At 74.2% G+C, this 25,032-nt stretch carries 27 protein-coding genes; 22 read left to right on the top strand and 5 right to left on the bottom strand.

What is annotated here, in order from left to right:
• Positions 1 to 62: 62 nt before the first annotated feature.
• A complete protein-coding gene (locus ABZW17_RS27365; RefSeq protein WP_354820073.1) occupies positions 63 to 806 on the bottom strand; it encodes an SDR family oxidoreductase in 744 nt (247 codons plus the stop codon).
• Between the two features lie 92 nt (positions 807 to 898).
• Between ABZW17_RS27365 and ABZW17_RS27360 the strand changes: the two genes are divergently transcribed.
• On the top strand, positions 899 to 1,741 hold the full coding sequence (locus tag ABZW17_RS27360; protein WP_354820070.1) for a LysR family transcriptional regulator: 843 nt from the start codon (positions 899 to 901) through the stop codon (positions 1,739 to 1,741).
• Between the two features lie 99 nt (positions 1,742 to 1,840).
• On the opposite strand, the gene ABZW17_RS27355 is transcribed toward ABZW17_RS27360, so the two are convergent.
• Positions 1,841 to 2,050 carry a CsbD family protein gene (locus ABZW17_RS27355; RefSeq protein WP_354820067.1) on the bottom strand — a complete coding sequence of 70 codons (210 nt, stop codon included), beginning with the start codon at positions 2,048 to 2,050 and terminating at the stop codon, positions 1,841 to 1,843.
• Between the two features lie 184 nt (positions 2,051 to 2,234).
• Between ABZW17_RS27355 and ABZW17_RS27350 the strand changes: the two genes are divergently transcribed.
• Genes ABZW17_RS27350 through ABZW17_RS27330 form a run of 5 tightly spaced genes read left to right on the top strand, consistent with a single transcriptional unit; the run spans position 2,235 to position 4,391 of the window.
• Positions 2,235 to 2,693, top strand: a complete 459-nt coding sequence (locus tag ABZW17_RS27350) for an Asp23/Gls24 family envelope stress response protein (protein ID WP_354820064.1) — start codon at positions 2,235 to 2,237, stop codon at positions 2,691 to 2,693.
• Between the two features lie 59 nt (positions 2,694 to 2,752).
• Entirely contained in the window at positions 2,753 to 2,929 is a 177-nt protein-coding gene (locus tag ABZW17_RS27345; protein ID WP_354820061.1) for a hypothetical protein, read from the top strand.
• Between the two features lie 3 nt (positions 2,930 to 2,932).
• Positions 2,933 to 3,307, top strand: a complete 375-nt coding sequence (locus tag ABZW17_RS27340; RefSeq protein ID WP_354820058.1) for an Asp23/Gls24 family envelope stress response protein — start codon at positions 2,933 to 2,935, stop codon at positions 3,305 to 3,307.
• Complete coding sequence (locus ABZW17_RS27335; protein WP_354820055.1) at positions 3,304 to 3,831, top strand: DUF6286 domain-containing protein; 528 nt, start codon at positions 3,304 to 3,306, stop codon at positions 3,829 to 3,831. The genes ABZW17_RS27340 and ABZW17_RS27335 overlap by 4 nt, the downstream gene beginning before the upstream one ends.
• Positions 3,828 to 4,391, top strand: a complete 564-nt coding sequence (locus ABZW17_RS27330) for an alkaline shock response membrane anchor protein AmaP (protein ID WP_354820052.1) — start codon at positions 3,828 to 3,830, stop codon at positions 4,389 to 4,391. The genes ABZW17_RS27335 and ABZW17_RS27330 overlap by 4 nt, the downstream gene beginning before the upstream one ends.
• 20 nt (positions 4,392 to 4,411) lie before the next feature.
• Here the strand turns inward: ABZW17_RS27330 and ABZW17_RS27325 are convergent, their stop codons facing one another.
• Both ABZW17_RS27325 and ABZW17_RS27320 read right to left on the bottom strand, forming a co-directional pair.
• Positions 4,412 to 4,921, bottom strand: coding sequence for a hypothetical protein (locus ABZW17_RS27325; protein WP_354820049.1), 510 nt, complete (start codon positions 4,919 to 4,921; stop codon positions 4,412 to 4,414).
• Positions 4,922 to 5,015: 94 nt separating this feature from the next.
• Positions 5,016 to 5,753: a GAF and ANTAR domain-containing protein gene (locus ABZW17_RS27320; RefSeq protein WP_354820046.1), complete on the bottom strand. Its 738-nt coding sequence runs from the start codon at positions 5,751 to 5,753 to the stop codon at positions 5,016 to 5,018.
• 174 nt (positions 5,754 to 5,927) lie between these two features.
• Here ABZW17_RS27320 and ABZW17_RS27315 point away from each other — a divergent pair, with 174 nt between their 5' ends.
• Entirely contained in the window at positions 5,928 to 6,092 is a 165-nt protein-coding gene (locus ABZW17_RS27315; RefSeq protein ID WP_354820043.1) for a hypothetical protein, read from the top strand.
• Positions 6,093 to 6,161: 69 nt separating this feature from the next.
• Here the strand turns inward: ABZW17_RS27315 and ABZW17_RS27310 are convergent, their stop codons facing one another.
• Positions 6,162 to 7,454, bottom strand: a complete 1,293-nt coding sequence (locus ABZW17_RS27310) for a condensation domain-containing protein (protein WP_354820040.1) — start codon at positions 7,452 to 7,454, stop codon at positions 6,162 to 6,164.
• 543 nt (positions 7,455 to 7,997) lie between these two features.
• Here ABZW17_RS27310 and ABZW17_RS27305 point away from each other — a divergent pair.
• From ABZW17_RS27305 to ABZW17_RS27235, 15 genes are all read left to right on the top strand, one after another.
• Positions 7,998 to 10,961: an AMP-binding protein gene (locus tag ABZW17_RS27305; protein ID WP_354820037.1), complete on the top strand. Its 2,964-nt coding sequence runs from the start codon at positions 7,998 to 8,000 to the stop codon at positions 10,959 to 10,961.
• Entirely contained in the window at positions 10,958 to 12,493 is a 1,536-nt protein-coding gene (gene hutH, locus ABZW17_RS27300; RefSeq protein ID WP_354820034.1) for a histidine ammonia-lyase, read from the top strand. The genes ABZW17_RS27305 and hutH overlap by 4 nt, the downstream gene beginning before the upstream one ends.
• Positions 12,493 to 12,732 (top strand): acyl carrier protein, encoded by a 240-nt coding sequence (locus ABZW17_RS27295; RefSeq protein ID WP_354820031.1) that lies wholly within the window; start codon positions 12,493 to 12,495, stop codon positions 12,730 to 12,732. The genes hutH and ABZW17_RS27295 overlap by 1 nt, the downstream gene beginning before the upstream one ends.
• Before the next feature lie 2 nt (positions 12,733 to 12,734).
• On the top strand, positions 12,735 to 13,844 hold the full coding sequence (locus ABZW17_RS27290; protein ID WP_354820028.1) for a hypothetical protein: 1,110 nt from the start codon (positions 12,735 to 12,737) through the stop codon (positions 13,842 to 13,844).
• The gene (locus tag ABZW17_RS27285; RefSeq protein WP_354820025.1) at positions 13,841 to 14,767 is read left to right on the top strand and encodes a TauD/TfdA family dioxygenase; all 927 of its coding nucleotides are present in this window, start codon (positions 13,841 to 13,843) and stop codon (positions 14,765 to 14,767) included. The genes ABZW17_RS27290 and ABZW17_RS27285 overlap by 4 nt, the downstream gene beginning before the upstream one ends.
• Complete coding sequence (locus tag ABZW17_RS27280) at positions 14,757 to 16,223, top strand: AMP-binding protein (protein ID WP_354820022.1); 1,467 nt, start codon at positions 14,757 to 14,759, stop codon at positions 16,221 to 16,223. The genes ABZW17_RS27285 and ABZW17_RS27280 overlap by 11 nt, the downstream gene beginning before the upstream one ends.
• Positions 16,220 to 17,173: a TauD/TfdA family dioxygenase gene (locus tag ABZW17_RS27275; protein ID WP_354820019.1), complete on the top strand. Its 954-nt coding sequence runs from the start codon at positions 16,220 to 16,222 to the stop codon at positions 17,171 to 17,173. The genes ABZW17_RS27280 and ABZW17_RS27275 overlap by 4 nt, the downstream gene beginning before the upstream one ends.
• The gene (locus ABZW17_RS27270; RefSeq protein ID WP_354820016.1) at positions 17,170 to 18,201 is read left to right on the top strand and encodes a hypothetical protein; all 1,032 of its coding nucleotides are present in this window, start codon (positions 17,170 to 17,172) and stop codon (positions 18,199 to 18,201) included. The genes ABZW17_RS27275 and ABZW17_RS27270 overlap by 4 nt, the downstream gene beginning before the upstream one ends.
• 17 nt (positions 18,202 to 18,218) lie before the next feature.
• Complete coding sequence (locus ABZW17_RS27265; protein WP_354820013.1) at positions 18,219 to 20,210, top strand: carbamoyltransferase C-terminal domain-containing protein; 1,992 nt, start codon at positions 18,219 to 18,221, stop codon at positions 20,208 to 20,210.
• On the top strand, positions 20,207 to 21,607 hold the full coding sequence (locus tag ABZW17_RS27260) for a condensation domain-containing protein (protein ID WP_354820010.1): 1,401 nt from the start codon (positions 20,207 to 20,209) through the stop codon (positions 21,605 to 21,607). The genes ABZW17_RS27265 and ABZW17_RS27260 overlap by 4 nt, the downstream gene beginning before the upstream one ends.
• A complete protein-coding gene (locus ABZW17_RS27255) occupies positions 21,600 to 23,108 on the top strand; it encodes an AMP-binding protein (RefSeq protein WP_354820007.1) in 1,509 nt (502 codons plus the stop codon). The genes ABZW17_RS27260 and ABZW17_RS27255 overlap by 8 nt, the downstream gene beginning before the upstream one ends.
• Positions 23,089 to 23,313, top strand: a complete 225-nt coding sequence (locus ABZW17_RS27250) for an acyl carrier protein (protein ID WP_354820004.1) — start codon at positions 23,089 to 23,091, stop codon at positions 23,311 to 23,313. Before ABZW17_RS27255 ends, ABZW17_RS27250 begins: the two co-directional genes overlap by 20 nt.
• Positions 23,301 to 24,500, top strand: a complete 1,200-nt coding sequence (locus ABZW17_RS27245; protein ID WP_354820001.1) for an MFS transporter — start codon at positions 23,301 to 23,303, stop codon at positions 24,498 to 24,500. The genes ABZW17_RS27250 and ABZW17_RS27245 overlap by 13 nt, the downstream gene beginning before the upstream one ends.
• Positions 24,497 to 24,715, top strand: a complete 219-nt coding sequence (locus tag ABZW17_RS27240) for a hypothetical protein (RefSeq protein WP_354819998.1) — start codon at positions 24,497 to 24,499, stop codon at positions 24,713 to 24,715. Before ABZW17_RS27245 ends, ABZW17_RS27240 begins: the two co-directional genes overlap by 4 nt.
• Before the next feature lie 88 nt (positions 24,716 to 24,803).
• A partial coding sequence (locus ABZW17_RS27235) for a hypothetical protein (protein WP_354819996.1) occupies positions 24,804 to 25,032 on the top strand: 229 nt, incomplete at its 3' end.

Raw genomic sequence — 25,032 nt, 5'->3', positions numbered from 1 at the left:
GCGGGTGCGCGGCGCTGGGTAGCTCTGCCACACCCACCCATGGTGGGGGACGGGAGCGCGGCTCACAGCTGGGCGGCACCGCCGTCCACCGGGATTTCGGCACCGGTGGTGAACGTGGCCTCGAACGCCAGGTAGGCCACCGTGGCCGCGACCTCGGCGGGCTCGCCGAAGCGCCGCATCGGGTTCTGGGCTTCCATCTCGGCCCGGGTCCGTGCGGCGACGTCCGGCGGCAGGGTCGCGTCGAGGATGCCGGTGGCGATCGGCCCGGGGCTGACGGCGTTGACGCGGATCCGGCGGGGCAGCAGTTCCCGCGCCAGCGACCGGGTCATCGACCGCAGGGCCGCCTTGGTCGCGGCGTAGACGCTGATCAGGTCGAGGCCCTTGACGTCGGCCACCGACGTCGTGAGCACGACACCGGCGCCGTCGCGCAGCAGGGGCGCCAGTTTCTGCACGGTGAAGTACGGGCCCTTGGTGTTCACGGCGAACAGCCGGTCGTACTGCTCCTCCGGAACGGACTCGAACGGCGCGAACGCGGTCATCCCGGCGTTGACGAACAGCGCGTCCACCTCGCCGAACTCCGCGCGGACCACCCGGGCCAGCTCCTCGACATCGGTCATGGCCGCGGCGTCGCTGCGCACGGTCGTCACCCGCTCGCCCAGCCGCCGGCGCGCGGCCTCGAGCTTCCCGGTGTCCCGGCCGGTGATCAGCACCCGGGCCCCGCGGGCCACCAGCAGTTCGGCGGCCGCGAGCCCGAGCCCGCTGCTGCCGCCGGTGATCACGACGTTCTTGCCTTCGTAAGCGGTCATGACTTCGAGTCAACCGCCGGTCCGCCGCCGGCGTCCAAGGCCCGTTCCGCATGCCGCCATACCGCCGGTGCATGGCGGCGTAGGCTCGAACCGTGGATCTCGACCTGCGGCTGGTCCGGTACTTCACGGTCGTCGCGGAGCACGGCACCATCGGCCGCGCCGCCGCGGCGCTGCACGTCGCCCAGCCGTCGCTGAGCCGCCAGATCCAGCGGCTGGAGCACCGCCTCGGCGTGCGGCTGTTCGCGCGTACGCCGCAGGGGACCAGCCTCACCTCCGCCGGCGCGGCGTTCCTGCCGCGGGCCCGCGCCATCCTCGAAGCCGCCGAAGACGCCGTGTCGGTCGCCCGGGCCGCCGACCCGCCCCGCGAGCTCACCATCGGCTACGCCGAGGGGCTGGTCATCACGCCCGCGGTGCGGGCCCTGCGCCGCCACCACCCCGACGCACGCATCCGGACGCGGCTGCTGCGCTGGCACGATACCCGCGCGCTGGCCGACGGCCGCGTCGACGCCCTGGTCGCCCGAGAGCCCGTGCCGTTCCCGGCGACGGTGACACCGTTGTACGAGGAACCGCGCGTGCTGCTGGTCCCCGCCACGCACCGGTTGGCGGGCAAGGAAGTCGTCTCGGCGGACGACCTGGCGGACGAAGAACTGGTGGCGTGCGCGGTGACACCGACGCTCTGGAGCGTCCCGAAGGACGGCTCACCACCGCCGGCACCGGACGACAGTTTCGAGGACAAGCTGGACCTGATCGCCTCGGGGAGCGCGGTGGCGATCCTGCCCGCCGGCGACCACCGGCCCGGGCTGCGCGAGGACGTGACGACGATTCCGATCGAGGGCTTCGGGCCCTGCCGGGTGGTGGTGGCTTCGCCGCTGCGGGACCCGAACCCGCTGGTGGCCCCGTTCCGCGAGGCCGCACGGCTGCTGCTCGTGGGCTGACGACGGCGTTCAGCCGCCGGAAACCCTTCGCCGCACTGACGTCGGCCCTGGCGGTGACCGGCGCGCTCCCTCCGACCGCGCCGGCCACCCCCGGTGGGCTCAGTCCTTCTTCAGGACGCCCCTGACCTTGTCGACGGCGTCGCCGACCGCGTCCTTGACGTTCTCGACGGCGTCCTTCAGCCCGGCCTTGGCCTGGTCGGCCTGGCCTTCGGCGCGCAGTTCGTCGTCGCCGGTGGCCTTGCCCGCGGCCTCCTTGGCCTTGCCGCCGAGGTCTTCGGCCTTGTTCCCGATCTTGTCGCCCAACGACATGCTCGTTGCTCCTCCCGTGCCGGTCACCATCCCCTGTGGACGGTCCTGACCAGCAAGACACCGCATGGGGCCGTTCGTCACTTCCCCGGCCGCGTGACGCTGTTCACTCGAACGTGAGCGTGACGATCTCCCGGCCGCCCGGGTCTTCGAGGCACAGCAGTTCACCCGACGAAGGAGGAACACCATGGCCGAGACGACCACGAAGACCCTCGCCCCGACGACGCCGAAGGACGCGTCCGGTGCGCTCGTGACGAGCCAGGGCACGACGACGATCGCGGACACCGTGGTGCAGAAGATCGCCGGCCTGGCCACCCGTGAGGTGCCCGGGATCCACGCCCTCGGCGGGGGTGCCGCCCGCGCGTTCTCCGCGATCCGGGAGCGCATCCCCGGTGTGACGGCCTCGGTGGGGCAGGGCGTTTCGGTCGAGGTCGGCGAAAAGCAGGCCGCGGTCGACCTGGAGGTCGTCGTCGAGTACGGCGTGTCCATCGCCGACGTCGCGCGCGCGGTGCGCCACAACGTGATCACCGCGGTCGAGCGGACGACCGGGCTGGAGGTCGTCGAGGTCAACATCGCCGTCGGTGACCTGTTCCTGCCCGGCGACGACACCGGCGACCAGGGCGCCGACACCGGCCGGGTGCGGTGACGCCGGGCCGCGACCGGCCCGTGCGCGTGTCCACCCACCCCTTCCCGACGGAGGTTCCCATGAATGCCACCCGGACCGGGTTGCTGACCGGTCTCGTGCTCGGCCTCGCCCTCGCCTTCGGCGGGTTCGGCGCGTTCCTGGCCGTCCTGGTGCTCGGCGCGATCGGCTTCCTGATCGGCCGCCACCTCGACGGCGACATCGACCTCGCCCGGCTGTTCGGCCGGGACCGGGGCTGAGCCATGACCACCACCGTGCCCGCCGAAGAGCGGGGTCAGCTGGTCATCTCCGGCCACGCCGTCGAACGGATCGCCGCGCACGCCACCCGCGAGGTCGGCGACGTCGGGGGCGCCGCCGGGCGCGTCCTGGGGGTCGCGCTCGGCGGCGAGAACGCCGACCGGCCGGTGAAGGTCGCCGCCGAGGTCGACGGCGGGCGGGTGCGGCTGGCCGCGCGCCTGTCGGTCGCCTACCCGGCCTCGGTCGCCCGCACCACCGAGCACGCCCGCACCCACCTGCGCGACCGGGTGAGCGAGCTGACCGGGCTCGACGTCGAGCGGGTGGACATCACCGTCACCGCCCTGCACCCGCCGGTCCGGTCCTCGGGGAGGGTCTCGTGAAACGACGTCCACGCCGCAGCGTCCCGGCAGCCGCGGTCGCGCTGGTGCTGACCGCGGCCGGTGCCCTCACCGCGGTCGTGGCCGGCCAGCTGCTCCTCGGCGAGCGCCCGTGGCTCGACTACGGCGCGGCCGCCCGGCGGCTGCACGACCTGCGCTGGGGTGACCTGCTCGTCGTCGGCACCGGCGCCGCGCTCGCCGCCCTCGGCCTGGTCCTGGTGCTCGCGGCGCTGCTGCCGGGCAGGCCCACGGTGCTCCCGCTGCACGGCGAGCCGGACTCGGGGGTTTCCCGGCGCAGCTTCGGCGCGGCCCTGCGCACGGCCGCGGCGCGGGTCGACGGGGTGGAGAAAGTGCACCTGAAACTGCGGCGGCGCAGCGTCCGCGTCCGGGTGCGGACCCGCCGCACCCGGCCCGACGGGATCGCCGACTCGGTCCGCGCCGCCGTCGCGGCCCGGCTGGACCGGATCGACCCGGTCCGCCGCCCCGACGTCAAGGTCCGCCTGCGCACCTCGAGGAGCACGTCGTGAACCGTCCCGCCGGTCTCAACCGGACCCTGCTGGCCCTCGCCGGTCTCCTGCTGATCGCGGCCGGGGCGATCCCGGCGGCGATCCGCTTCCGGTGGCTGCCCGCCCTCGGCGGCGACCGGCCGGTCGTCCCGGGCGACGCGCTGCCGCCCACCTGGGCGCTGTACGTGACCGCAGCCGCCGGGATCGTCGTCGCGCTGGCCGGGTTGCGCTGGCTGGCCGCGCAGCTGGTCCGCAAGCCCGGCAGCCGCACCTGGCGCTACGAAGCCGGCTCCGGCGCCGGGAGCACCGAGCTGGCCACCACCGCGGCCGTCGCGCCGTTCGCCGAGGAACTGCGCGGCTACCCGGGCGTGCGCACCGCGACCGCGTCCCTGACCGGCACCCGCGACCACCCGGAGCTGTTCGCGGTGGTGTCGCTCGAGCAGGACGGCGACCCCGCCGGGATCCGCGACCGCATCCGGAACGACGGCGTGCCGCGGCTGTGCCAGGCCCTCGACCTCGACTCGCTGCCCACCCGCGTCGAACTGCGCTTCACCACGACGACCGGCGCTCGCGTCGCCTGAGCCGGGACTGTCCCGCCCGGTCAGCCCTTCGAGCTCCGATGGTCCAGACCGGCGACGGTGCAGCCGGCCATCCGTTCGGTCACGTCGCGCAGGTGGGCGCCGCACATCCTCGCCGTGACGCCGTCTTCGTCGGTGACGACCGCGGTCGCCGGCTCCGCACACGGGGTGTGGAGCCGGTCGTAGTCCCACTCGCCGACGCAGCCGGGGGCGGTGCAGAAAGCGCGGTCTCCGCTCGCCCGCAGGGTGACGCCGTGGGCCGGGCAGACGCCCCACGGGACGTCGCACAGCGAGGGGTCGCGGGCCACCCGGACCCGGGCCAGGTCTTCGGCCGTGCGGACGACCTCGTCGGTGTAGTCGCTCAGGTCGTGGGTCGCCTTCGCGATGGGACGCGCGAGGCGCTGCAGGGTGCCGTCGGGGGCGGCCCGCAGCCGGGTGGCGACCTCCGCGGTCCGGGTCGCGAGCGCCTCGGCCTCGGCGGCCAGCGCGCGCAGTTCGGCCGGCAGGGGTTCGGGCGTGGTCCGCTCAGACATGCTGGTCCTCGAAGGTCGGGTACCGCTCGTACCGCTCGGCGAGCGCGGACTGCGCTGGTACCCCGAACCCGGTTCCGTCAACCACGGGCGGTTTTCACCGCTGTTTCGTCGCCTCGGTCACGAAGGTCTGCGCGACTTCCCGCAGTTTCAGGTTCTGCTCCTGCGACGCCCTGGTGAGCAGGTCGAACGCTTCCTCCGACGGGATGCAGTGCAGCGCCATGAGAATGCCCTTCGCCTGGTCGATCACCGCGCGGGACGTCAGCGCGGTGCGCAGCTGCCCCATGGTTTCGCGGGCGGCCTGGTGCCGGCGGGTGCTGCGCAGCGCGGATTCGGCGGCGGCGGTGTACAGGTCCAGCAGCGCCGCGTCGAACGCGCCGAAGCTGTTGCCGCCGGTGTCGTAGAGGTTGAGGGAGCCGTGGTACTGGTGGTCGACGACCAGCGGGGCGGACAGGGCGGCGACGACCGAGGTCCCGGCCGCGGCCGAGGCGAACGCGGGCCACCGGTGCGCCACTTCGGCCACGGCGACCCGCTGGAGTTCGCCGGTCCGGGCGGCCTCCAGGCACGGCCCTTGCCCCGCTTCGTACTGCGCCGAATCGACGCGGTGCGCGCTGTCGTCGGTTGCGGCCGCCGTGTACGGGACACCCTCGCGCAGCAGCGTGATGCTCGCGATTTCCGCGTCCGGGACCGCGTGGATGACCTGCCGGCACACCCGCTGCAGCACCACCGGCAGCTCCTCGTCCTCTGCGAAGTCGTCGGCCAGCCGGTCCAGCGCGGTGGTGACGTCGTCCACTCTTCGCACGGCGTCCCGCTCCCGCAGCAGATTCTCGTCCACGTGGTGCTCCCTCGAGGTCATGGCCCAGCCGCCGAGGAAACCACAGTAGGCGCCGCCGCGTCCCCCGGCAGTCCCGGAGCCCGATGATTGCCGCGGGCGCGGACGGGGTAGTCCCCGTCGACTGCCGAAGGTGTACCAGGAAGGTCTGCTGTGCGGATTCGCAAGAGGACGGCTGTGCCCGCCAACGACGTCGACCGCGCGGTCGCCGTGCTCGCCGCGCGCGGAATCGGTGCCGAGCGGGCGGCGGCCGAGCTGCGGGAGATGGCCCGCCGCCGCCACATTTCCCTGGGCCGCTGCGCGGCCTTGGTCGCCACTTCCGCGATCCGGCCCGCTCGCTGATCGGTTCCCGTGGCCGGCCATCGGCAGTCCCTGCCGGCGGTTGGGCTTCCCGGCCTGCGCTGACGGCGGTCAGCGGGTGAGCGTGCTTTCCGCTTCCTGCCACAGTTCGAGCAGCCGGTCGAGGTCCTGCTGGCCGACCGCGCCCGCCGCGCCCACCAGCAGCAACTCGGTTCCGGCCGGGCGGTCCGTGACGTGGATGCGCAGCTCGTTGGCCGCCTGCGTGCGCTCGATCTCCTTCGGTTGCACCTCCAGGCCCTCCAGCGCCCAGCCTTGGCCGGCGTCCTCCGTCGAGTGGATCAGCACCACCTGGTAGAGGGGGTTGCGGTACCGCTTCCCGGCGCGCTGGGCCGCGGCGTGGGTGATCAGGGAGGAGATGGGGTAGTCCCGCCGGCGGAAGGTGTCGCGCATGATCGAGCGGCATTCGCGGACCGTCTGGGCGAGGCCCGCCGCGCGGGGCGCGCGGGAGCGCAGGAGCGCCAGGTTCTGGTAGTAGCCGACCGTGCGGAAGTCTTCGGCTCGCTGCCGGGTGTCTATCGGCGCCACGACGCTGACGTCGTCGGTCCGGGTGAACCGCTTGAGGGCCCACATCACCGCCGCCATGTGCAGGACGAACCGCGTGCAGCGCAGGCGCCGCGCCGTGGCGTCCAGGCGGCTCGACGTCGTCTTGGCGAGCGGCTGCGCGGCGGTCAGCGGCCGGAAGGCGTCCGGGTCGGTTTCCGGTGCCGGACTGGCGAGGAGCCGGGGCGGCAGGGGGGTGAGGAGCTCGCGCAGCGCCGGCGTCTCTTCGATGCTCGGGAACGAGGTGCGCACGGCGTCCGGGTCGAAGGGGTGCACCTCGCCGAGGTTCTCGGGCCGTTGCGCGTACAAGGCGGCCAGCTCGCGCTGGAGGATGACCCGTGAGCGCTCGTCGATCGCGACGTGGTCGACCGCGAAGAGCAGGCTGTGCAGGTTTTCGCCGTGGGGGAGCAGGGCCGACTGGAGAATCGAGTGGCGGTTCGGGGCGAGGAAATTCCGGGAAAGATCTTCGAATGCCCGTGCCGCGTGCTCGTGGATGGCACTTTCGTCGGAAAGCCCAGTGCGCGGCGCCACGTGGAACACGTCGGGACCTTCGTTTTCGTGCACGATGGCGAGTACTTCCTCGTCGTCGAGCATCGCGTAGTTGGTTCGCAGGATAGGGTGCCTGCGCACGAGTTCGGTGAGGGCCCGGCGAAGGCGGTCGACGTCCAACGGGCCGCGTAGCAGGAGATGCACGGCCACGATTTGACTCGGCACACCACCTGGTGCGTGCCGCATTGTGATCAACCGGCGCTGGGGTGGTGTCGCCTTGTAGACGGTGGCGCGTGACGGTGATTCTGCCGTCATTTTCGATCACTCCATACTGACGTGCAAAGATCAAACAGATCGTTCGCGGAACCCCCGTCCCGGCAGCTTAGCAACAGTGCCGGTGACTTTGCCACACGGTGTGCGTGAAGTTGGTTGGCGGGTGAAATGCCGGTGAAGGTTCATTGGCCGGATGTCGTGGGCGTGCGTGACCGGTGTCCGTTTTCGGCTTTGTGCCCACGCTGGTCGGTCGAACGGTGAGCCGCCATTTGGCCCCTTTCGGATCCGTGAATTCGCCAGTATTTACCGATGATCGACATTCTTGCCGGGTACGGGGAAACGTTGCGTGTTCTTCCGGCTGGCGACGGGTGGCCCGATTGGACCTTTCAGGGGTGTTTCCGCTCTCGGCGGCTCCCGGTTGTGATGGGTGTGCCTGCCGTTCGAGTGGGTTACGGTGCCAGCGGTGGTCTTCGCCACCGGTCGGCAGTAAGAATCGGTGAGTACGCCGGGATCGGCACCGGATCGGGGGTCCGACCGCGCATCCCGTCTCCTTTCGGTTCGTTCTCCGCGAAATCTTGAGGATCAATGTCTGCTGCATTCATGCCCACCGGCGTCGCCGTGTGCGCTGACGAAGACGAGCACGTCACCGCCGGTTTCCGCCGCCACCTGCGCGAAGCGCGGGACGCCGTGGCGCTCACCGACGGCCGGAGCTCGTTGACCCGCTCCCGGCTGGCCGGGCTCGGCGACGCCGTGCGCGGCCACGCCCGGCTGCGGGACGCCGCCCGGATCGCCGTCGTCGGCACGCAGTCGCTGCGCCTGGCCGCCGTCCTCGCCGCCTGCCACCTGGCGGGCCGCGAGTTCGCCGTCGTCGACGCGGGCGAGGATCCGGCCGTGCTCGGCGCGCACCTCGAAGCGCTGCACCCGGACGCCGTCGTCGCCGTGTCCGAACCGGACTTCGCCTGCGGCAAGCCGGTGGTGCGCGCGGAAGACCTGTTCGCCGCCGCGGCACCCTCCACTGAGGACAGCCGGCCGGCCGCGCCGTACGCCTACACCGTGCGGACTTCCGGCACCACCGGACGACCGAAACTCGTGCAGCTCTCGCGTCCGGCCTTGGGCCAGTACGTCGCCGAGTTCACTGCGCACTACGCCGTGGGTGCCGGTTCCCGGATCGCCGTCTGGGCCGCGCCGACCTACGACGCCCACCACAGCCAGCTCTTCTCGGCGCTGGCGGCCGGTGCGGTCGGCGTCGTCGCCGAACCCGCGGTGCGCCGCAGCGGGGACAGCGTGCTGGACTGGCTGACCACCCACCGGATCACGCACTTCGAGACGACCCCGTCGATCCTGCGCGGTCTGGTCGCGGCGGCGGCCACCCGCGGCCTGCCGCCGGACCTGGTCCACCTCATGTGCAGCGGCGAGCGCTTCGACCCCGGGCTCGCCCGGGCGGTCGCGGCGCTGGGCGGCGGGCTGCGGCTGTCCAACGAGTACGGCCCCACCGAATGCGTCCTGGCGACCTGGCACGAGCTCACCCCGGCCGACCTGGACCTGCCCGACCTGCCGGTGGGCACGGCGATCCCGGGCCGGGAGGTGAACGTGTGCCCGCCACCCGGCGCGGCCGCCGCGTCCCCGGGCGACCCCGGGGAGATCGTCATCCGGTCGCCGCACCTGTGCGCAGGCTACGGTCTCGACGGCGCCCTCGCCGAAGCGTTCCCGGTCGGCGAAGACGGCGTGCGGACCTACCGGACCGGCGACTTCGGCTACTTCGACGAGCGCGGCCTGCTGCGCCTGACCGGCCGCCGCGACCGCACGATCAAGCGGCGCGGAGTCAAGATCGACCTCGACGACGTCGAGCGCGCCGTTCGCTCGGTCCCGGCCGTCACCGACGCCGCCGCCCGCGCGGAGAACGACGGGACCGCGGTGTGGGTGTGGGCCGTGGCTCGTGGCCGTACCGCGGAGGACCTGCGCGCCGACGTCATGCCGTTGCTGGCGGCGGCGAGCGCGCCCGAACGGATCGTGCTGGTCGACGCGCTGCCCCGGTTGCACTCCGGCAAGGTCGACTACGCCGGTCTGCCCCGGCCCGCGGCGGCGACGGCCGGCGACGCGGCCGGCGACGCCGCCGCCGCGACCGGGACCGAAGCGGACGTGGCCGCCGAGTTCGCCCGCGTGCTCGGGGTGCCGGAAGCGGCACCGGACGCCGACTTCTTCGCGCTGGGCGGGCATTCCCTGCTGGCCCTCGACCTCAACCAGAGCCTCGGCCGCCGGTTCGGCGTCGCCGTCACCCTGGCCGACGTCCTGCGCCATCCGCAGGTCCGGGCCCTCGCGGCCCTGATCGACCGGAAGCGCGCCGAGCGGCCGGCCACCGGCCCGGCCGACCGGCCGACCGGCCTGACGGCGGCGGAACGGCCCCTCTGGTCGTGGAGCCAGCTCTTCCCGGCCGACGGCTCGGCCAACGTGGTCGCCGGTTTCCGCACGACGCTCCCGATCGGCGGAACCGAGGTCGCCGAAGCCGCCGGACGGCTGGTGCGCACCACCGCGCAGCTGCGGCTGGGCTACCCCGCCGCCGGGCGCCCGGAGCGGGTGGTGCACCCGCCGCGGCCGGTGGACGTCCGCACGGTGACGGTCACCGGCGATCCCGGCGACGGCACGCGGCCCGAGGTGCGCCGGGAGCTGTACCGGCCGTTCGACATCGCCCGCGACCAGCTCGTGCGGGTCGTGCTCGTGCGCTCGGGGACCGGGACAGCCGTGTTCCTCGTGGTGCACCACATCGTCTGCGACGGCATCGGTCTCGCGACGCTGCTCGCGGACCTGCACCGGCTGCTGGCCGGCGGGGACGCGGGCCCGGGCGCACCGGCGCCCGCGGTGATCGCCGGGCCGCCCGCGCCGGCGGCCGGGCAGTACTGGCAGTCGGTCAAGGACCGCCTGCGGACGATCCCGTGCACCCTCGCACCGGAGCCGGGTGCCGTCGCCGGACCGGAACCCTTCGCCGTCCCGAAGTCCACTGTGGACGCGGCGCTGTCCGGCGAGGACCTGCGCCTGTCGGTGGTGCTGGTCGAATACGTCGCCGAAGCGCTGCTGCGGGTGACGGCTTCCGACGCGGTCGTCGTGGAGGTTCCGGTGTCCCTGCGCACCCCGGAGCAGGCCCGTGCCGTCGGCAACTTCGTGGTCGACGTGCCGGTCGTCGTCGACCGGAGCACCCCGGACGGGCGCGCCGGGCGCCGCAGGCGGCTCGCCGCCGACCTGCTCGACGCCGTCGACGCCGCGGCGGCCGCGCCCGGCTTCGGCGGGCTGCGCCCCGGCCAGGGCCTCGCCCCGCCCGGGGACGCCGTGGTCGTCCTCGACCACCCGCCCGCCACCACCGTCCCCGGCCTCGTGCCGGTCCCGGGCTCGCCGCCGCGCAACCCGGTCGCCGTCTACGTGACCGCGGCCGCCGACGTCCTCGAATTCCGGGTGCTCGGCCGGGGCGGCCCGGACCTCGCCCGGACCATCGCCACCCACCTCCGCACAGTGACGGCCGGGCCCGCGGGCCCGCCGGTGAGACAGGAGCACCAGTGACCACTTTCGTGATCCAGCCCGACGACCGGTGGACCCTCGCGGGCCTGCTGGCCGCGTCCGCACCGGGCACCGAGATCCGGCTTTCCGAGCACACCCGGCGGGTGATCACCCGGACCTCGGACTGGGTGGAGCGGCTTTCGGCCGGCCCCGACCTGGTGTACGGGGTGAACACCGGCTTCGGCGCGCTGGCCGACGTCCGGGTCCGCGCCGGTGACGAGCACGAGCTGCAGCTGAGGCACGTCCTCTCGCACGCCTGCGGCGTCGGCGGCCCGTCCCCGCGGGCCGTCGTGCGGATGATGATGCTGGTCAAGCTGCTGACGTTCCGCTCGGGCCAGACCGGGGTGTCGCTCGCGGTGGCCGAACGGCTCGCCGACATGCTCAACCACGGCGTGCACCCGGTCGTGCCGGAACGCGGCACCGTCGGGGCCAGCGGCGACCTCGCCCCGCTTTCGCACCTCGCGCTGCCCCTGCTGGGCCGCGGCAAGGTCGAGTACGAAGGCCGCGTCCAGGACGCGGCCGACGTGCTGCGCCGGCTGGGCTGGCCGCCGCTGCGGCTGACCGCGAAGGACGGCCTGGCCCTGACCAACGGCACGCAGTACATCGCTTCGGTGGCCCTGGTGGAGCTGGGCCGGATCGTCGCGCTCGCCGAGACCGCGGACCTGGTGGCGGCGATGAGCCTGCAGGCGTTCAGCTGCGCCGAGCGGTTCTTCGACGAGCGCTACCACCGCCGCTCCGGCAACCGCTGGCGCGGCGCGGTGGCCGGCGCGCTGCGCGAACACACCCAAGGCAGCAACCACGCGAAGCTGCCCAGCGCGGTCCCGTCGATGCAGGACCCGTATTCGTTCCGGTGCATCCCGCAGGTGCACGGCGCGGCCCGCGAGCACATCGACAACGCGGCCACGTCCGTCCTCAACGAGGTCGACACGGTCGCGGACAACCCGCTGTTCTTCCCCGACGACGAGATCGCGCTGTTCGGCGGCAACCTGCACGGCGAGTCGGTGGCCATGTCGGCCGACCTGCTGGCGATCGCGGTGACCGAGCTGGGGTCGATCTCCGAACGCCGCACCTACCAGCTGCTGTCCGGGCGGCGCGGCCTGCCGGACTTCCTCACCACCGACCCGGGCGTGAACTCCGGGCTGATGATCGTGCAGTACACCTCGGCGGCGCTGGTCAACGAGATGAAGACGCTGTGCCACCCGGCCAGCGTGGACAGCATCCCGACCTGCCAGCTGCAGGAGGACCACGTGAGCATGGGCGGCACGTCGGTGCTCAAGCTCCGCCAGGTCGTCAGCGACTTCGAGACGGTGCTGGCGGTCGAGTGGCTCACCGCGTGCCAGGCGGTGGACCTGCGCCCGGACCTGGTGCTTTCCGCGCACTGCCGGGCGCTGCACGAGACCTACCGCGGCCTGGTCGGGCGCCTGGACGAAGACCGCGTGCTCAGCGACGACATCGAGCGCACGGCCGAGTTCCTGCGCGGTGTCGAGCTCCGCCCGAGCCAGGAGCGCGCGCTGGTCGGACAGGGGGTCGGCTGATGCCGGGAACCACGGTGCTCGCCGAGGTCGAGGCGTGCTGGCGCGGGGTCGCGCCGGAGGCGGGGCGGCTGCCCGCCGCGGACGACAACCTGTTCGAGCTGGACGTCGACTCGTTCGTGTTCATCCAGTTCGTGCGGGAGCTGGGGGTCCGGTTCGGGGTCGAGCTGCCGCTGGTCGAGATCTTCCGGAGCCCGACCTTCCGCACGGTGGCCGGCCACGTCGAGCGGGCGAAGGAGTAGCCGTGTCCGACGTGGTCACCCGGGCGACCCGCGAGGAGTTCGGGCTCTGGTACGAGGAACAGGCGGGCACGCCGGTCCGGCGGCTGCTGTGCGCCTTCGCCGCCGCGCTCGCCACCCCCGCCTCGCCCGGCCGGGTCGCGGGGGCGCTCGGCCGGGTCGTGGACCGGTACCCGGAGTGCCGGACGGTGTTCGCCCCCGACGCCGGCGGCACGCTCGTCCGGCTCCCCGGGCCGGGCCCGGCGCCCACCGTCCACTTCGGACCGGAGTGGCCGGTGGCCGGAGCGGCCGCCGCGCTGGCCGGTGAGCCGGTGTCGGCCGAGACCGGCCCGGTGCTGCGGCTCGGCGTCCTGACCGGCCCGGCGGGCGAGGTCCGGCACGTGGTCGGCGTCGCGCACCACGTCGTGTGGGACGGCCGGTCGGAGGAGCTGTTCTGGGCGGCGCTGGCCGGCGAGCTCGCGGAACCCGGCCCCGACGGGCCGCTGCGGCCGCCACCGCCGGCGGCGCCGGAGGAGGCGGCGGACCCGCAGTGGCGGGCCGAGCCGGCCCCGGGCGTGTGGGACGCGGCCAAGCGGCAGGCCCGGGCCCACGGCGTCACCCCGTTCAGCTGGCTCGTCGGGCACTTCGCGGCCGCCACCGCGGACGCGGGGGCGCGGGCCCTCACCCCGTACATCGACGTCGACCTGCGCGTGCTCGACCCGGCGTCCCGCGAGCGCGTCGGCTACTTCCAGACCCAGCGCGCGCTGAGCGTGGTCGCACCCGGTACGCCCGGGCCCGCCGCCGCCCGCGCGGTGCTGGCCGACATCGGCGCGCTGGCCGCGCTCGCCCTGACCACCGGCCTGCCGCCGGAGCCCGAAACGGCCGGTGCCGGCTGCAAGTTCTACGTGCGCGACCAGCCGTCCGCGCTCACGGCCCTGACACCGATCGACACCGCCCTGCCCGTCGCCCGCAACGACCTGGCCGCCGGCCTGACCGCGGCGGGCGGCCGGGCCCACCTGACCGTCACCGCCCGGCGCGGGGCAGCCGGCCCCGCGCCCGCCGGACTGGGCGCCGCCCTGCTGGCCGCGCTCGACCGCGCCGCGCACGGCGGCCCGCGAGGAGATGAGGAAGCATGAAGCAGTTCACCGTCGACCGCCCGGTCGGCGCGTGGTGGCCGGTCCACGGCGAGGGTGTCGACGCGGCACTGGAGCACGACGGCGGGGCCGTCCTCGACGGCCCCGGCCTGGCCGGCACCGCCGTCTTCCAGGACCTGGCCGAGCGGGCGTGCGGCCCGCTGTCGCGCGACAACCCCGAGCACCGGCACGTGACCGACGACCCGACCGGCACCGTCAACACGCCGGTCGACTTCTCCGGCGCGCGGAAGCTGCTGTGGCACAACGAAAACACCTTCGCGGCGCACTGGCCGCGGCGGATCGTGTTCGGCTGCGCCCGGCGCGCCGCCACCGGCGGCGACACCCCCACCGTGGACATGGCCGCGGTGTACGACCTGATGGATCCCGGACTGCGCAGGCGGTTCGAGGACACCGGCGTCACCTACACCCGCCGGCTCGGCGGCGACCTGGGCCTGGACTGGCGGACCCTGTACGGCACCGAAGACCGCGCCGAGGCCGAATTGGCGTGCACCCGCGAGGGTGCCCAGTGGCACTGGGACGGGGACGTGCTGGTCACCCGGCAGCGCCGGGCCGCCGTGGCCGGACTGCCCGGCGGCCGCCGTTCGTTCGTGGCCCAGGTGCTGCACTGGCACCACCGGGCCATGGACGCCGACGTGCGCGAGTCGATGGCGGCCCTGATGCCGCCGGAGGAGTTCCCGAAGGACTGCACCTTCGGCGACGGCGAGCCCGTCCCGGACGCCGCCGTCGACGCCCTGATCGCCCTGTGCACGCGGCTGGAGGAAACCGTGCCGTGGGCCGAGGACCGGGTCGTCCTGCTGGACAACCTGCGCCGGGCCCACGCCCGCAACCCCTACACCGGCGAACGCCGGCTGCTCGTCGCCATGGGCCGCGCGCTCGGTCACGCGGAGGCCGGCCGTGTCGCCTGAACTCGCCGCCGCGATCCGCGCCGGGCGCGGGGACGCCGTGCTCGAAGGCGCGCGGCGCACGTCGTACTCGCAGCTGCTGGACGACGCCGCCACGCTGGCCGCTTCGCTGCGCCGGCACGGCGCCGGGCCCGGGACCGTCGTCCCCGTGCAGGGCGTCGGCACCACCGAAACCGTGACCCAGATCGTCGCGGTGCTGCTGACCGGCGCCGCCTACGCCCCGGTCGACTCGCGCACCCCCGACCGGACCGTCGCCGCCTTCGCCCGGCTCTGCGGCGCTTCGGTCGTGCTCGGTTCCCGGCGGGACACCGCACACGGCGTGCGCCGCCTCGACTCGGCCGGAGTCGTCGCGGACGCCGGGCGCGAGCCGTGGACGAAGAGAACCGTGCCCGGGACGACCGCGTACGTCATCGCCACCTCCGGCACGAGCGGCGCGCCGAAGGGCGTCGTCGTGCCGGAGCCGGCGGTGCTGGCCTACCTCGGCTGGGCGATGGCCGAGTACGGCGGCGGGTACGGCGCGCCGCTGTTCACCTCGCTCGGCTTCGACCTGACCGTGACCAGCCTGCTGGGGCCGCTGGTGTCCGGCCGGACCGTCGCGGTGCTCGACCCGGTGCGGTGGCCCCTGGACGTCGCGACCGACCCGCGTCCCTTCGACGAGGCCGGATTCGTCAAGCTCACGCCCAGCCAGCTCGACATCGCCTGCCGCCTGATGACCGAGACGGGCACCCGCTCGAGCGCTCCGGTGCTGGTCGTGGGCGGGGAAGCGATGCGCGGGGCGGCCGTCGCCCGGTGGCGCGACCGGTTCCCGGACGCGGCCATCGTCAACGAGTACGGCCCGTCGGAGGCCGCGGTCGGCTGCTGCCGCTACACCGTTCCCGACGGCTTCACCGGCGCCGACGTCCCCATCGGGACGCCGCCGCCCGGCGTCGGGCTGGAGCTGGCGCCGCTGCCCGCGGGCCACCCGGGCCCGCGCGAGCCCGGCGGCGAGCACGGCGAACTCGTCATCACCGGCCCCCAGGTCGCCACCGGCTACCTGGTTCCCGACGCCGAAGGGCGCGGGGTGCTGACCCCGTTCGCCGCCCGCGCCGGGCAGCGCCGGTACCCCAGCGGCGACCACGTCTCCCGCGGGCCCGGCGGCCTGTTCACCTACCACGGCCGGATCGGCCGCGAGGTCAAGGTGAACGGCTTCCGGGTCAACCTGGCCGCGATCGAGTCGCGGCTGGCGGACTGCCCGGGGGTGCTCGCCGCCGCCGTCGCCGCCGGGTCCGGCGGGCTCACCGCCCACGTCACCGCGAGCGGCCCGGCGGTCACCGCCCGGACGCTGCGGCGGTACCTGCTCGAGTACTTCCCCGTCTACGCGGTGCCCGCGGAGATCGCCGTCGGCTCCGAGATCGCCGTGACCGAGCGCGGGAAGCTCGCCACGGCCCTGTCGTCCACCCACCCCGAGGACCGGTCATGACCACCCTGCCCCTCCGCACCACCCCGGCCACGCTGACCCCCGGCGACCTCGGCCACGACCTGCGCACCACCCCGCCCGAAGCGGCCGAGGCGCGCGTGCGGGCCGAAGTGGCCGACGCGGGCGCGGTGCTGTTGCGCGGGTTCGGCGTCGACGGCACCGACGACTTCGCCGCCGTCGTGGCCGCCCTCGGCGGCGAACGCCTGGAGTACACCGAGCGCTCGACGCCCCGCAAGTCCCTCGGCGGCCGCGTCTACACCTCCACCGAGTACGCCAAGGACAAGGAAATCTTCTTCCACAACGAAAACTCCTACCAGGCGTCCTGGCCGCGCCGGCTGTTCTTCTACTGCAGCGTCCCGGCCACCAGCGGCGGGGCCACCCCGCTGGCCGACATCCGGGAGGTGACCCGGCTGCTCGACGCGGACGTGCGGGCGGAGTTCGCCGCCCGCGGCTGGCTGCACGTGCGCACCTACCAGCCCGGGTTCGGCCTGCCCTGGCCGGAGGTGTTCGGCACCGAAGACCGCGCCGAAGTCGACCGCTACTGCGCCGCGGCCGGGATCACCGCGACCTGGCGCCCCGACGGCGTGCTCCAGACCCGGGCCCGGCGGGCGGCCTTCCACCGGCACCCGGACACCGGGGAATCCCTGTGGTTCAACCACATCGCGTTCTTCCACCCCAGCACCCTGCCGCCGGCGGCGCTCGCCGTGCTCACCGACATGCTCGGGCACGACAGCCTGCCCAACGACACCTGCTACGGCGACGGCGAGCCCATCCCCGACGGCGTGTGCGCGCACATCCGCGACTGCTACCGGCGGGCGTCCTCGCGGTTCGACTACGAACGCGGCGACGTCCTGCTCGTGGACAACATGCTCGCCGCGCACGGCCGGGAGCCCTACGACGGCGACCGGAGCGTCGCGGTCGCCATGACCGGCCTGGTGCGGGGGACCGCGTGACCGCCGTCGCCGCACCCGGGGCGGCCGTGCGCGTCCGGCTGCCGGTCAACGAGGACGTGACCACCCGCGCCTACCAGTTCTACGCGTTCCCGGTGTCGATCATCGAGGCCCACGACCCGGCGAAGGCCGAGTGGACGCTGACGAACTTCATCCACCTGGCCTACGACCGGCGGCCGGGCACGCCGGTGCCGATGTGCTTCTACATCTTCGACTACGCGGCGAACCCGCACCTGGAGACGATGCGGACCGACGCGGAGCTGATGCACGACCTGCTCGGCTCGCGGCTGTCCGGGTTCGCCGCCCGGCAGCTGGCCCAGGGCTGGTACCTCTACCTCAACGTCGACGAGCACCACATCCCGCGCCGGTACGCCTTCGGGCGCAAGCGGATGTCCCACGACCTGCTCGTGCACGGCTTCGACGCCGAAGCCGGCACGGTCGACGTCCTGGGCTACGACGAGAACCCGGTCTTCCGCTCGGTGACCATCCCGGCCGCCGCGCTGGACCGGGCGTTCGCCGAGCACCGCGGGCTCGGCAGCGGGTGCCGGCAGTTCGTGATGTACCGGTACCTGCCGGAGAGCACGTTCGCCTTCGACCGGGACTTCGTCGCCGGGGAGATCCGCACCTACCTGCGGTCGGAGAACCCGACCGCCGCGCTGCGGGCGCTGCGCGAACCGTGGGACCGCGTGTACGGGCTGGCCGTGTGGGACTGCTTCGCCGAGGAACTCGCCGCCGCTCGGGCGGGCGAACGCGAGTACGACAACCGGTCGGCCCGCGTCCTGTTCGAGCACTCGAGCCTGATGCTCGACCGGATCCGGCTGCTGCTCGCCGACGACCCGGCGGCCGCGGCGGAGGCCACCCGCGCCTACCGGCCGGTGGTCCGGTTCTGCCGCAGCCTCTGCTACGCCGTCCTGGCCGCCGCGACCGCGGGCGACCACTCCTCCCTCGACCGGCTCGCCGGTGAATTCGCCGGTGTCACCGACCGCCACGCCGCCGTGCTGCGGGCGCTCGCCGGCCCGGACACCCCCTGACCGCAAGGAGATCTGTCGTGTACGTGTTGGGAATCAGCGGGCTGAACCGCAGCGAACCCCGCATGCGCCGGGAATTCCCCGGCCTGGAGCGCCGGCAGTACCGGCTGGCGCAGGGCGCGGATTCGGCCGCCGCCCTGGTGACCCCGGACGGCATCGTCGCCGCGGCCGCCGAGGAGCGGTTCGCCCGCGACAAGGGCACCGGCCGCTTCCCCCGCCAAGCCGTGGACTTCGTGCTCGCCGAGGCCGGCATCAAGCCACGGGACGTCGCGTTCGTCGCGCACAACTTCGACTTCGCGCCCTACCGGCCGTTCTTCGAGGCCGAAGGCACGCTCGCCGAGTACGACGAGGTGTACTCGCCCGAGGCGGTGGCCCGCGACCTGCACGCCGAGCACACCTGGGACCCGGCGATGCGGGTCGTCCCGGTCGCCCACCACCTCGCGCACGCCGCCAGCGCGTTCTACTGCTCGGGCTACCCCGAAGCCGACGTCCTCGTGGCCGACGGTATCGGCGAGTTCGAGAGCACGTCCCTCTACCGCGCCGACGCCGACGGGATCCGCACCACCGCGCAGATCCGCGGGCTGCACTCGGTCGGCCTGGCCTACGGCCTGGTCACCCTGCACCTGGGCTTCTGGATGAACATGGACGAGTACAAGGTGATGGGCCTGGCCCCCTACGGCAACCCGGCGCCGATGCGCGAGGCGGTCGCCGAGATCGTCCGGCTGCGCGAGGACGGCACCTACAGCACGCCGTTCACCTACCTCAACCGGACGCCGCGGGAGCGCGCCACCTACACGCGTTCGCTGGAATACCTGGCCGAGCTGCTGGGGCCGGCCCGGCGGCCCGAGGAGCCGATGGAGCAGCGGCACCTCGACCTCGCCGCCGCCCTCCAGGAAGCGACGGAACAGGCGATCCTGCGGTTCCTGTCGGCCGAGCGGCCGCGCGCGGACTCGCTGTGCCTGGCCGGCGGGGTGGCGCTCAACTGCGTGGTCAACAAGGCGATCCGGGAGACCGGACGCTACCGCCGCCAGTTCGTGCAGCCCGCCGCCGGCGACGACGGCACCGCGCTCGGCGCGGCCCTGGCCGTGCTGCACCGCGCCGACCCGCGGCTGCCGGAGGTCGCCACCCCGGCGCGCCGCACGTCCCGGCTGGGCCCGCCCTACCTCGGGCCGGCCTACGGCCCGGGCGAGGTCGCGGCCGCGCTGACCGGCATCGACGCCACGGTGACCCGGCCCGGTCCCGGCGCGCTGGCCGCCGAAGTGGCGCGGCTGCTCGCCGACGGCCGCGTGGTCGCGCTGTTCCAGGGCCGCATGGAGTACGGGCCGCGGGCGCTGGGCAACCGGAGCATCCTCGCCGACCCGTCCACCGCGCAGATGCGCGACCGCATCAACGCGATGGTCAAGCACCGCGAAGACTTCCGGCCGCTGGCCCCGGCGGTCCTCGAAGAGTACACAAAGGACTGTTTCGTCGTCGACGACCCGGCCGAGTTCCTCTGGATGGTGGAGACCGTCGACGTCCGTCCGGAGTGGACGGAGCGGCTCGGCGGCGTGACGCACGTCGACGGCTCGGCCCGCATCCAGGTCGTCCGCCGGGCCGACAACGAGCTCTACTGGCGGATCATCGACGGGTTCCGCGAGCTGACCGGCACGCCGGTCGTGCTCAACACCTCGTTCAACGTGCGCGGCGAGCCGGTCGTCTGCTCGCCGTCCGACGCGGTGCGGACCTTCCTCTCCAGCGACGTCGACGCCCTCGTGCTCGGCGACCACCTGGTCGTGCGCCGGAGCGACGACGTCGAGCAGGTCATCGGCCGGCTCTGGGAAGAGATCCTCGGGATCGACCCGCCGGGCCCGGACAGCCGGTTCTTCGCCGTCGGCGGCGACTCGATCACGTCGGTCCGGTTCGTCGCGCTCGCCCGCGGCGAAGGGCTGTCGCTCACCCTGCGGGACATGCTCGCCGACGACCGCCTGGACGTGCTCGCCGGCCACGCGCGGCAGCGGGCGGCGGCGTCGTGACCGCCGCCGCGCACGAGGTCGCCACCGACCCCGCCGACCTGCCGGACGACCACTGGACCGGGGTGCCCGCGTTCGGGCTGCTCGATCCCGCCGACCGGGCCCGGGTGCCCGCCGGGGCCGTCGACGCGTTCCCGATGACCGCCCAGCAGATCGCGATGGCCGCGCAGCTGGTGCTCGGCTCGGCCCGGCGCCGCAAGGGCGCGGCGGACGTGCCGCCCTACCACAACGTGGCCATGTCGCGGATGTCCGTGCCGGAGGTCGACACCGCGGTGTTCGCCGCGTGCGCCGAAGCGCTCGTGGACCGGCACGAGATGTTCCGTTCCGTACTGGACCTCGACACGTTCTCGCGGCCGATGCAGGTCGTGCTGGCCCGCGCGCCCGAGCCGGTACTGACCGTGCACGACCTGCGGGGGCGGGAGGCGGCCGAGCAGGAGGCGGAGCTGGTGCGGTTCGCCGCGGCCGAGAACGCCAAGACGCTGTCGCTCACCGCGGCGCCGCTGACCCGGTTCACCCTGCACGTGCTGAGCGACCGGGACATCGCGTTCACCATCACCGAGCCGCACGCCGTCGCCGACGGCTGGAGCACGCACCTCAACCTCGTCGAGTTCTTCGACACCTACGTCGCCGCGCTCGGTACCGGCCGCGCGGCGGCCCCGCCGCCGTCCGCCCGGCTGCGCCACCACAGCGCGCAGCAGGACGCCATGCTGAAGTCCACAATGGACAACGAGTGGTGGCGGGACCGGCTGCGCCCGTGGACCGAAGCCACCGCGCCGGTCCCGGCGGCCACCGGCCCGGCCTGGCACACCACACTGGCGATCACCGGCGCGGAGTGCGCCGCGCTGGAGGAGCTGGCGCGGACGTCGGGCACCGGACTGAAAGCCGTCCTGCTGACCGTGCACCTGACGGCGGTGCGGGACCTCCCCGGCGCGGCGGGCACGCTGACCGGCGTCACGGTCAACACCCGGCTCGCCGTCGAGGACGGCGTCGACGCGCGCGGCATGTTCCTCAACGTCGTGCCGCTGCCGTGGACCGGGGCCGTCCCCGAGCCCGCGGCGGTGCGCGCGGGCCTGCTGGCGGCGACCACGCGGGGCCGGGTGCCGCTGGCCCACCTGGTCCGCACGCTCGGGCCGGCGGCCGCGCCCCAGTCGTTGTTCGTGTTCAACAGCTTCCACAGCATCGCCGGGGCCGCGCGGCGGCTGGGCGTGGACACCTTCGAGGAGGTGGCCGACTGGTCGCGCACCGACTTCCCGTTCGAGGCGAGCTTCAACCGCAGCGAGGAGGCCGCCGGCCGGATCGATCTGCAGCTCTACTCCGACGGCCGGTTCGCCGGCGAGCCGGACGCCGTGCGCGCCTACCGGGCCGCCGTCCGCGCGGTGGCGGGACTCGGCGATGACTGAGCCCAGCTGCGGGGCCACGCTGTGGCGGGCCCTCTGCGCCGCCGCGGCGGCCGCGCCCGGCCGCACCGCCGTCCGGGACGGTGCCCGCACCCTCACGAACCGCGAGCTCGTGACCGCGGTGGGCACCGCCGCCCTGCGGCTGCGCGAGATCCTGTCGCCGGGCTCCCGGGTCGGGGTGCGCCTGGCGCCCGGGACCGACCAGCACGTCGCCGTCCTCGCCACCGTCGTCGCGTCCTGCGTGTACGTCCCGCTCGACGTGACGTGGTCGGCGGAACGCACCGCCTACGTCTGCGGGGACGCCGAAGTCGCGCTGGTGCTCGGCGACGGGCCGGCGGGCACCCGCTCGCTGCCCTTCGCCGAACTGGGGGCGGACCGGCTGGCCGTGCCGGACGCGACGATCCCGGACCTCGGCGCCGCCGTCGCCCGCCTCGACGCGACCCCGGTGCCCCCGGTCTACGTGATGTACACCAGCGGGACCACGGGTGCGCCGAAGGGCGTCGAGACGACGTGGCCGGCCCTGCGCAACCGGCTGGCCTGGATGCAGGACGTGCACCCGCTCGGCCCCGCCGACGTGGTGCTGTCCAAGACCTCCTGCGGGTTCGACGTGTCCGTCTGGGAGTACCTGTGGCCCCGGCTGCACGGCGCGCGCACCGCCGTCCTCGACCTGCGCGCGGACGGCGGCTGGTCCGGCCTGTGGCGGGTGCTGCGCGAAGAAGGCGTCACCGTGTGCCACTTCGTGCCGTCGGTCGCGCGGGCCGCCCTGCGCGACCCGGCGGCCGGCCCGGTGCCGGGCCTGCGCATGGTCGCCCTCAGCGGGGAGGTGCTCGACCGCGACACGGCGGCGGCGCTGCAGCGGCTCGCCCCCGACGCGCGGATCGTCAACATGTACGGCCCGACCGAGTGCGCGATCGACGTCAGCCACTGGACGTTCGACGAGCGCGAGCACTGGGACCCCGTCCCGATCGGCGGCGGCGCGGCGGGCTGCGGGCTGACCCTGCGCCCGTCCGGCGAGCTGGTGATCTCCGGCGTGCAGGTGGCCGGCGGCTACCTCGGCGCGGCCGCGGGCACCGGCGGGTTCACCCCGGACGGCACCGCCTACGCCACCGGCGACACCGCGGTCGAGGTCGAGCCGGGCGTCTACGCCGTGCTCGGCCGCACCGACCGGCAGGTGAAGCTCAACGGGGTGCGCGTGGAGCTGGACGGCCTGGAGGCGGCGGTGCGGGCCCACCCCGGGATCGAGGACTGCGCCGCGCTCCTGGACCCCGGCGATCCGGGCGGCGCGCCCCGGGTGGTCCTCGCGTGCCGGCTGCGCGATCCCGGCGCGGCGCCGGGCACCCGCGCGGTCCGGGAGTTCGTCCGCGCCACCTCGGCGATGGAGGACGTCGCGTTCCGGCTGGTCCCGGTGGACCGCCTGCCGCTGACCGCCTCCGGCAAGACCGACTACCGGGCCCTGGCCCACGACGTACGAGAAGGGAGTCACCGTGGACAGCGCGTTCACTGACCTGGAACGGGAGTACACCGCGGTCGCCGGCCGGCCGCTCGACGAGCCGGACCTGGACATCTTCGACCTCGGCCTGGCCTCGATGGCCGTGCTGGAGCTGATGAGCAGGCTGCGCGGGCTGGGCTACGAGCTCCGGATGGACGACTTCGTCAACGCCGAGAGCATGCGCGAGGTCGCGCGGACGATGGCCGGATGCCGGCTGTGAGACTGCTGCGCGCCAACCCGCGGTTCCGGGTGCTGTGGGTGATCAACCTCGTGTCGTCGATGGTGGGCTGGTCACTGGGCATCGCGCTGTCGGTCCACGTCTACCTGCTGACGCAGTCGGCCCTGCTGACCAGCGTCCTGGCGGCGACGTCCACGGTGGCCGGCATCGCCTTCGGTGCCCTGGCGGGATCGACGGCCGACCGGCACGACCGCCTGCGCATCGTCCGGTCCGGCCTGCTGATCCGGGTGCTGCTGCTGGTGGCGCTGTTCGGCGTCGCGGAGTCGGGGCCGGGCCTGGTGGCCGTGGTGTTCCTGCAGGCGACGGTCCAGCAGTTCTACGGCCCGGCCGAGCAGGTGCTCATCGCGTCCTACGTGCCGGGCGAGGACCTGTCGGAGGCCAACGGGCTCAATTCGTTCGCCTCCAACGCGACCCGCCTGATCGCCCCGGCCCTCGGCGGCTTCGTCATCGCCTGGGCCGGGTTCCGCTGGACGGTCGTGGGCATGTCGGTGCTGATGGCGGTGTCGTTCCTGCTGAGCCTGGCGCTGCCGGGCGATCGCGCGAGCCGCACGGCCCGGGCGGGGACGGAGCCCGGCGGGGGAGTGCGCGAGCTGCTGCGCACCGACGCCCGCGTCCGCGGGCTGGTCCTGCTGCAACTGCTGGACGCGCTCAAGGAGGGCCCGCTGTCGGCGCTGTTCCCGGTCCTGATGATCGGCGTGATCGGCGCGACGTCGGGCGAGATGGGCACGGCCAACAGCGCGTTCGCCGTCACGGCGGTGATCGCGGGCCCGATCGTGGGCGGCACGGTCCGCCGCCTCGGCTACCGCCTCCCGGTGGTGGCCGGGGCGGCCATCGCCAACGCGCTGATCGTGGTGCTGGCGGTGTGGCCGTCGACGGCGATGGCGCTGGTGGTGTTCGCGCTGTCGGGGCTGCCGTTCACGCTGTCCTGGGTGGGCACGCAGACGTGGCTGCTGCTGACGGTCCCGGAGACCAGCCGCGGCCGCATCGTCGGCACGTCGGGGGCGCTGTACGCGGCGATCCTGCTGGTCACGATGCTGGCCGCGGGAGCGCTGGCCGACCTGGTCGGCGTCCGCTGGGTCCTGGGCGCGACGGCGGCGACGGCGGTCGCCGGCCTGCTGGCGGTCGACCGCCTGGTCCGCACCCCGCGGGAAAGCCCGGTCCCGGCGTGACCGCGCTCGGCACGGCACCCGGCCCGGCGGCGGTCGACGCCGAAACCATGTCGATGCGCCGGATCATCGCGCTCACCCGCGGCATCCGCGTCGGCGACGTCCCGGACGAGGTGGTGGCGGACGCGCTCCGGGCCGACCGCACCCCGATCTGCTGGACCTGCCACGAGGCCCACTTCAGTTCCGTGGCGCCGCGATGCCGGGTCCACGGCCCGTGAACCACCGGCCCGCTCGCGACGGCGCTGCCGACCCCCGGGCAGAGCGGTAGCCTGCTGAACGCCGCAGCCGCGGGACTTGGAGGTAACCGTGTTGCGCCAGCGAATCGGTGTGCTCGCCATGCTCGTCCCGCTCTGCCTGACCGGCGTCACCGCCGCCGCGGCGGCACCACGAGAGAGCGAAGGTCCGCTCGATCCCGCGTTCTCCGCGGGTTCCGCGGCCGGCGAACTGGTCACCACCACCCGCCTCGCCGACCGGCGCTCGTTGGTCACCGGGCCGGGGGCGTACGTGCTGGGCGACGAATCGGGCTTGTACCCGG

This window comes from Amycolatopsis sp. NPDC004625 (assembly GCF_040609695.1).
Lineage (GTDB): Bacteria > Actinomycetota > Actinomycetes > Mycobacteriales > Pseudonocardiaceae > Amycolatopsis.
This window is presented reverse-complemented; position numbering and strand designations above follow the sequence as displayed.

Coding starts and splice junctions, on each gene's coding strand:
- ABZW17_RS27245 (WP_354820001.1), top strand. CDS start 23,301: ATGCCGGCTGTGAGACTGCTGCGCGCCAACCCGCGGTTCCGGGTGCTG.
- ABZW17_RS27340 (WP_354820058.1), top strand. CDS start 2,933: ATGACCACCACCGTGCCCGCCGAAGAGCGGGGTCAGCTGGTCATCTCC.
- ABZW17_RS27345 (WP_354820061.1), top strand. CDS start 2,753: ATGAATGCCACCCGGACCGGGTTGCTGACCGGTCTCGTGCTCGGCCTC.
- ABZW17_RS27305 (WP_354820037.1), top strand. CDS start 7,998: ATGTCTGCTGCATTCATGCCCACCGGCGTCGCCGTGTGCGCTGACGAA.
- ABZW17_RS27275 (WP_354820019.1), top strand. CDS start 16,220: ATGACCACCCTGCCCCTCCGCACCACCCCGGCCACGCTGACCCCCGGC.
- ABZW17_RS27325 (WP_354820049.1), bottom strand. CDS start 4,921: ATGTCTGAGCGGACCACGCCCGAACCCCTGCCGGCCGAACTGCGCGCG.
- ABZW17_RS27285 (WP_354820025.1), top strand. CDS start 13,841: ATGAAGCAGTTCACCGTCGACCGCCCGGTCGGCGCGTGGTGGCCGGTC.
- ABZW17_RS27295 (WP_354820031.1), top strand. CDS start 12,493: ATGCCGGGAACCACGGTGCTCGCCGAGGTCGAGGCGTGCTGGCGCGGG.
- ABZW17_RS27310 (WP_354820040.1), bottom strand. CDS start 7,454: ATGACGGCAGAATCACCGTCACGCGCCACCGTCTACAAGGCGACACCA.
- ABZW17_RS27355 (WP_354820067.1), bottom strand. CDS start 2,050: ATGTCGTTGGGCGACAAGATCGGGAACAAGGCCGAAGACCTCGGCGGC.
- ABZW17_RS27365 (WP_354820073.1), bottom strand. CDS start 806: ATGACCGCTTACGAAGGCAAGAACGTCGTGATCACCGGCGGCAGCAGC.
- ABZW17_RS27350 (WP_354820064.1), top strand. CDS start 2,235: ATGGCCGAGACGACCACGAAGACCCTCGCCCCGACGACGCCGAAGGAC.
- ABZW17_RS27255 (WP_354820007.1), top strand. CDS start 21,600: ATGACTGAGCCCAGCTGCGGGGCCACGCTGTGGCGGGCCCTCTGCGCC.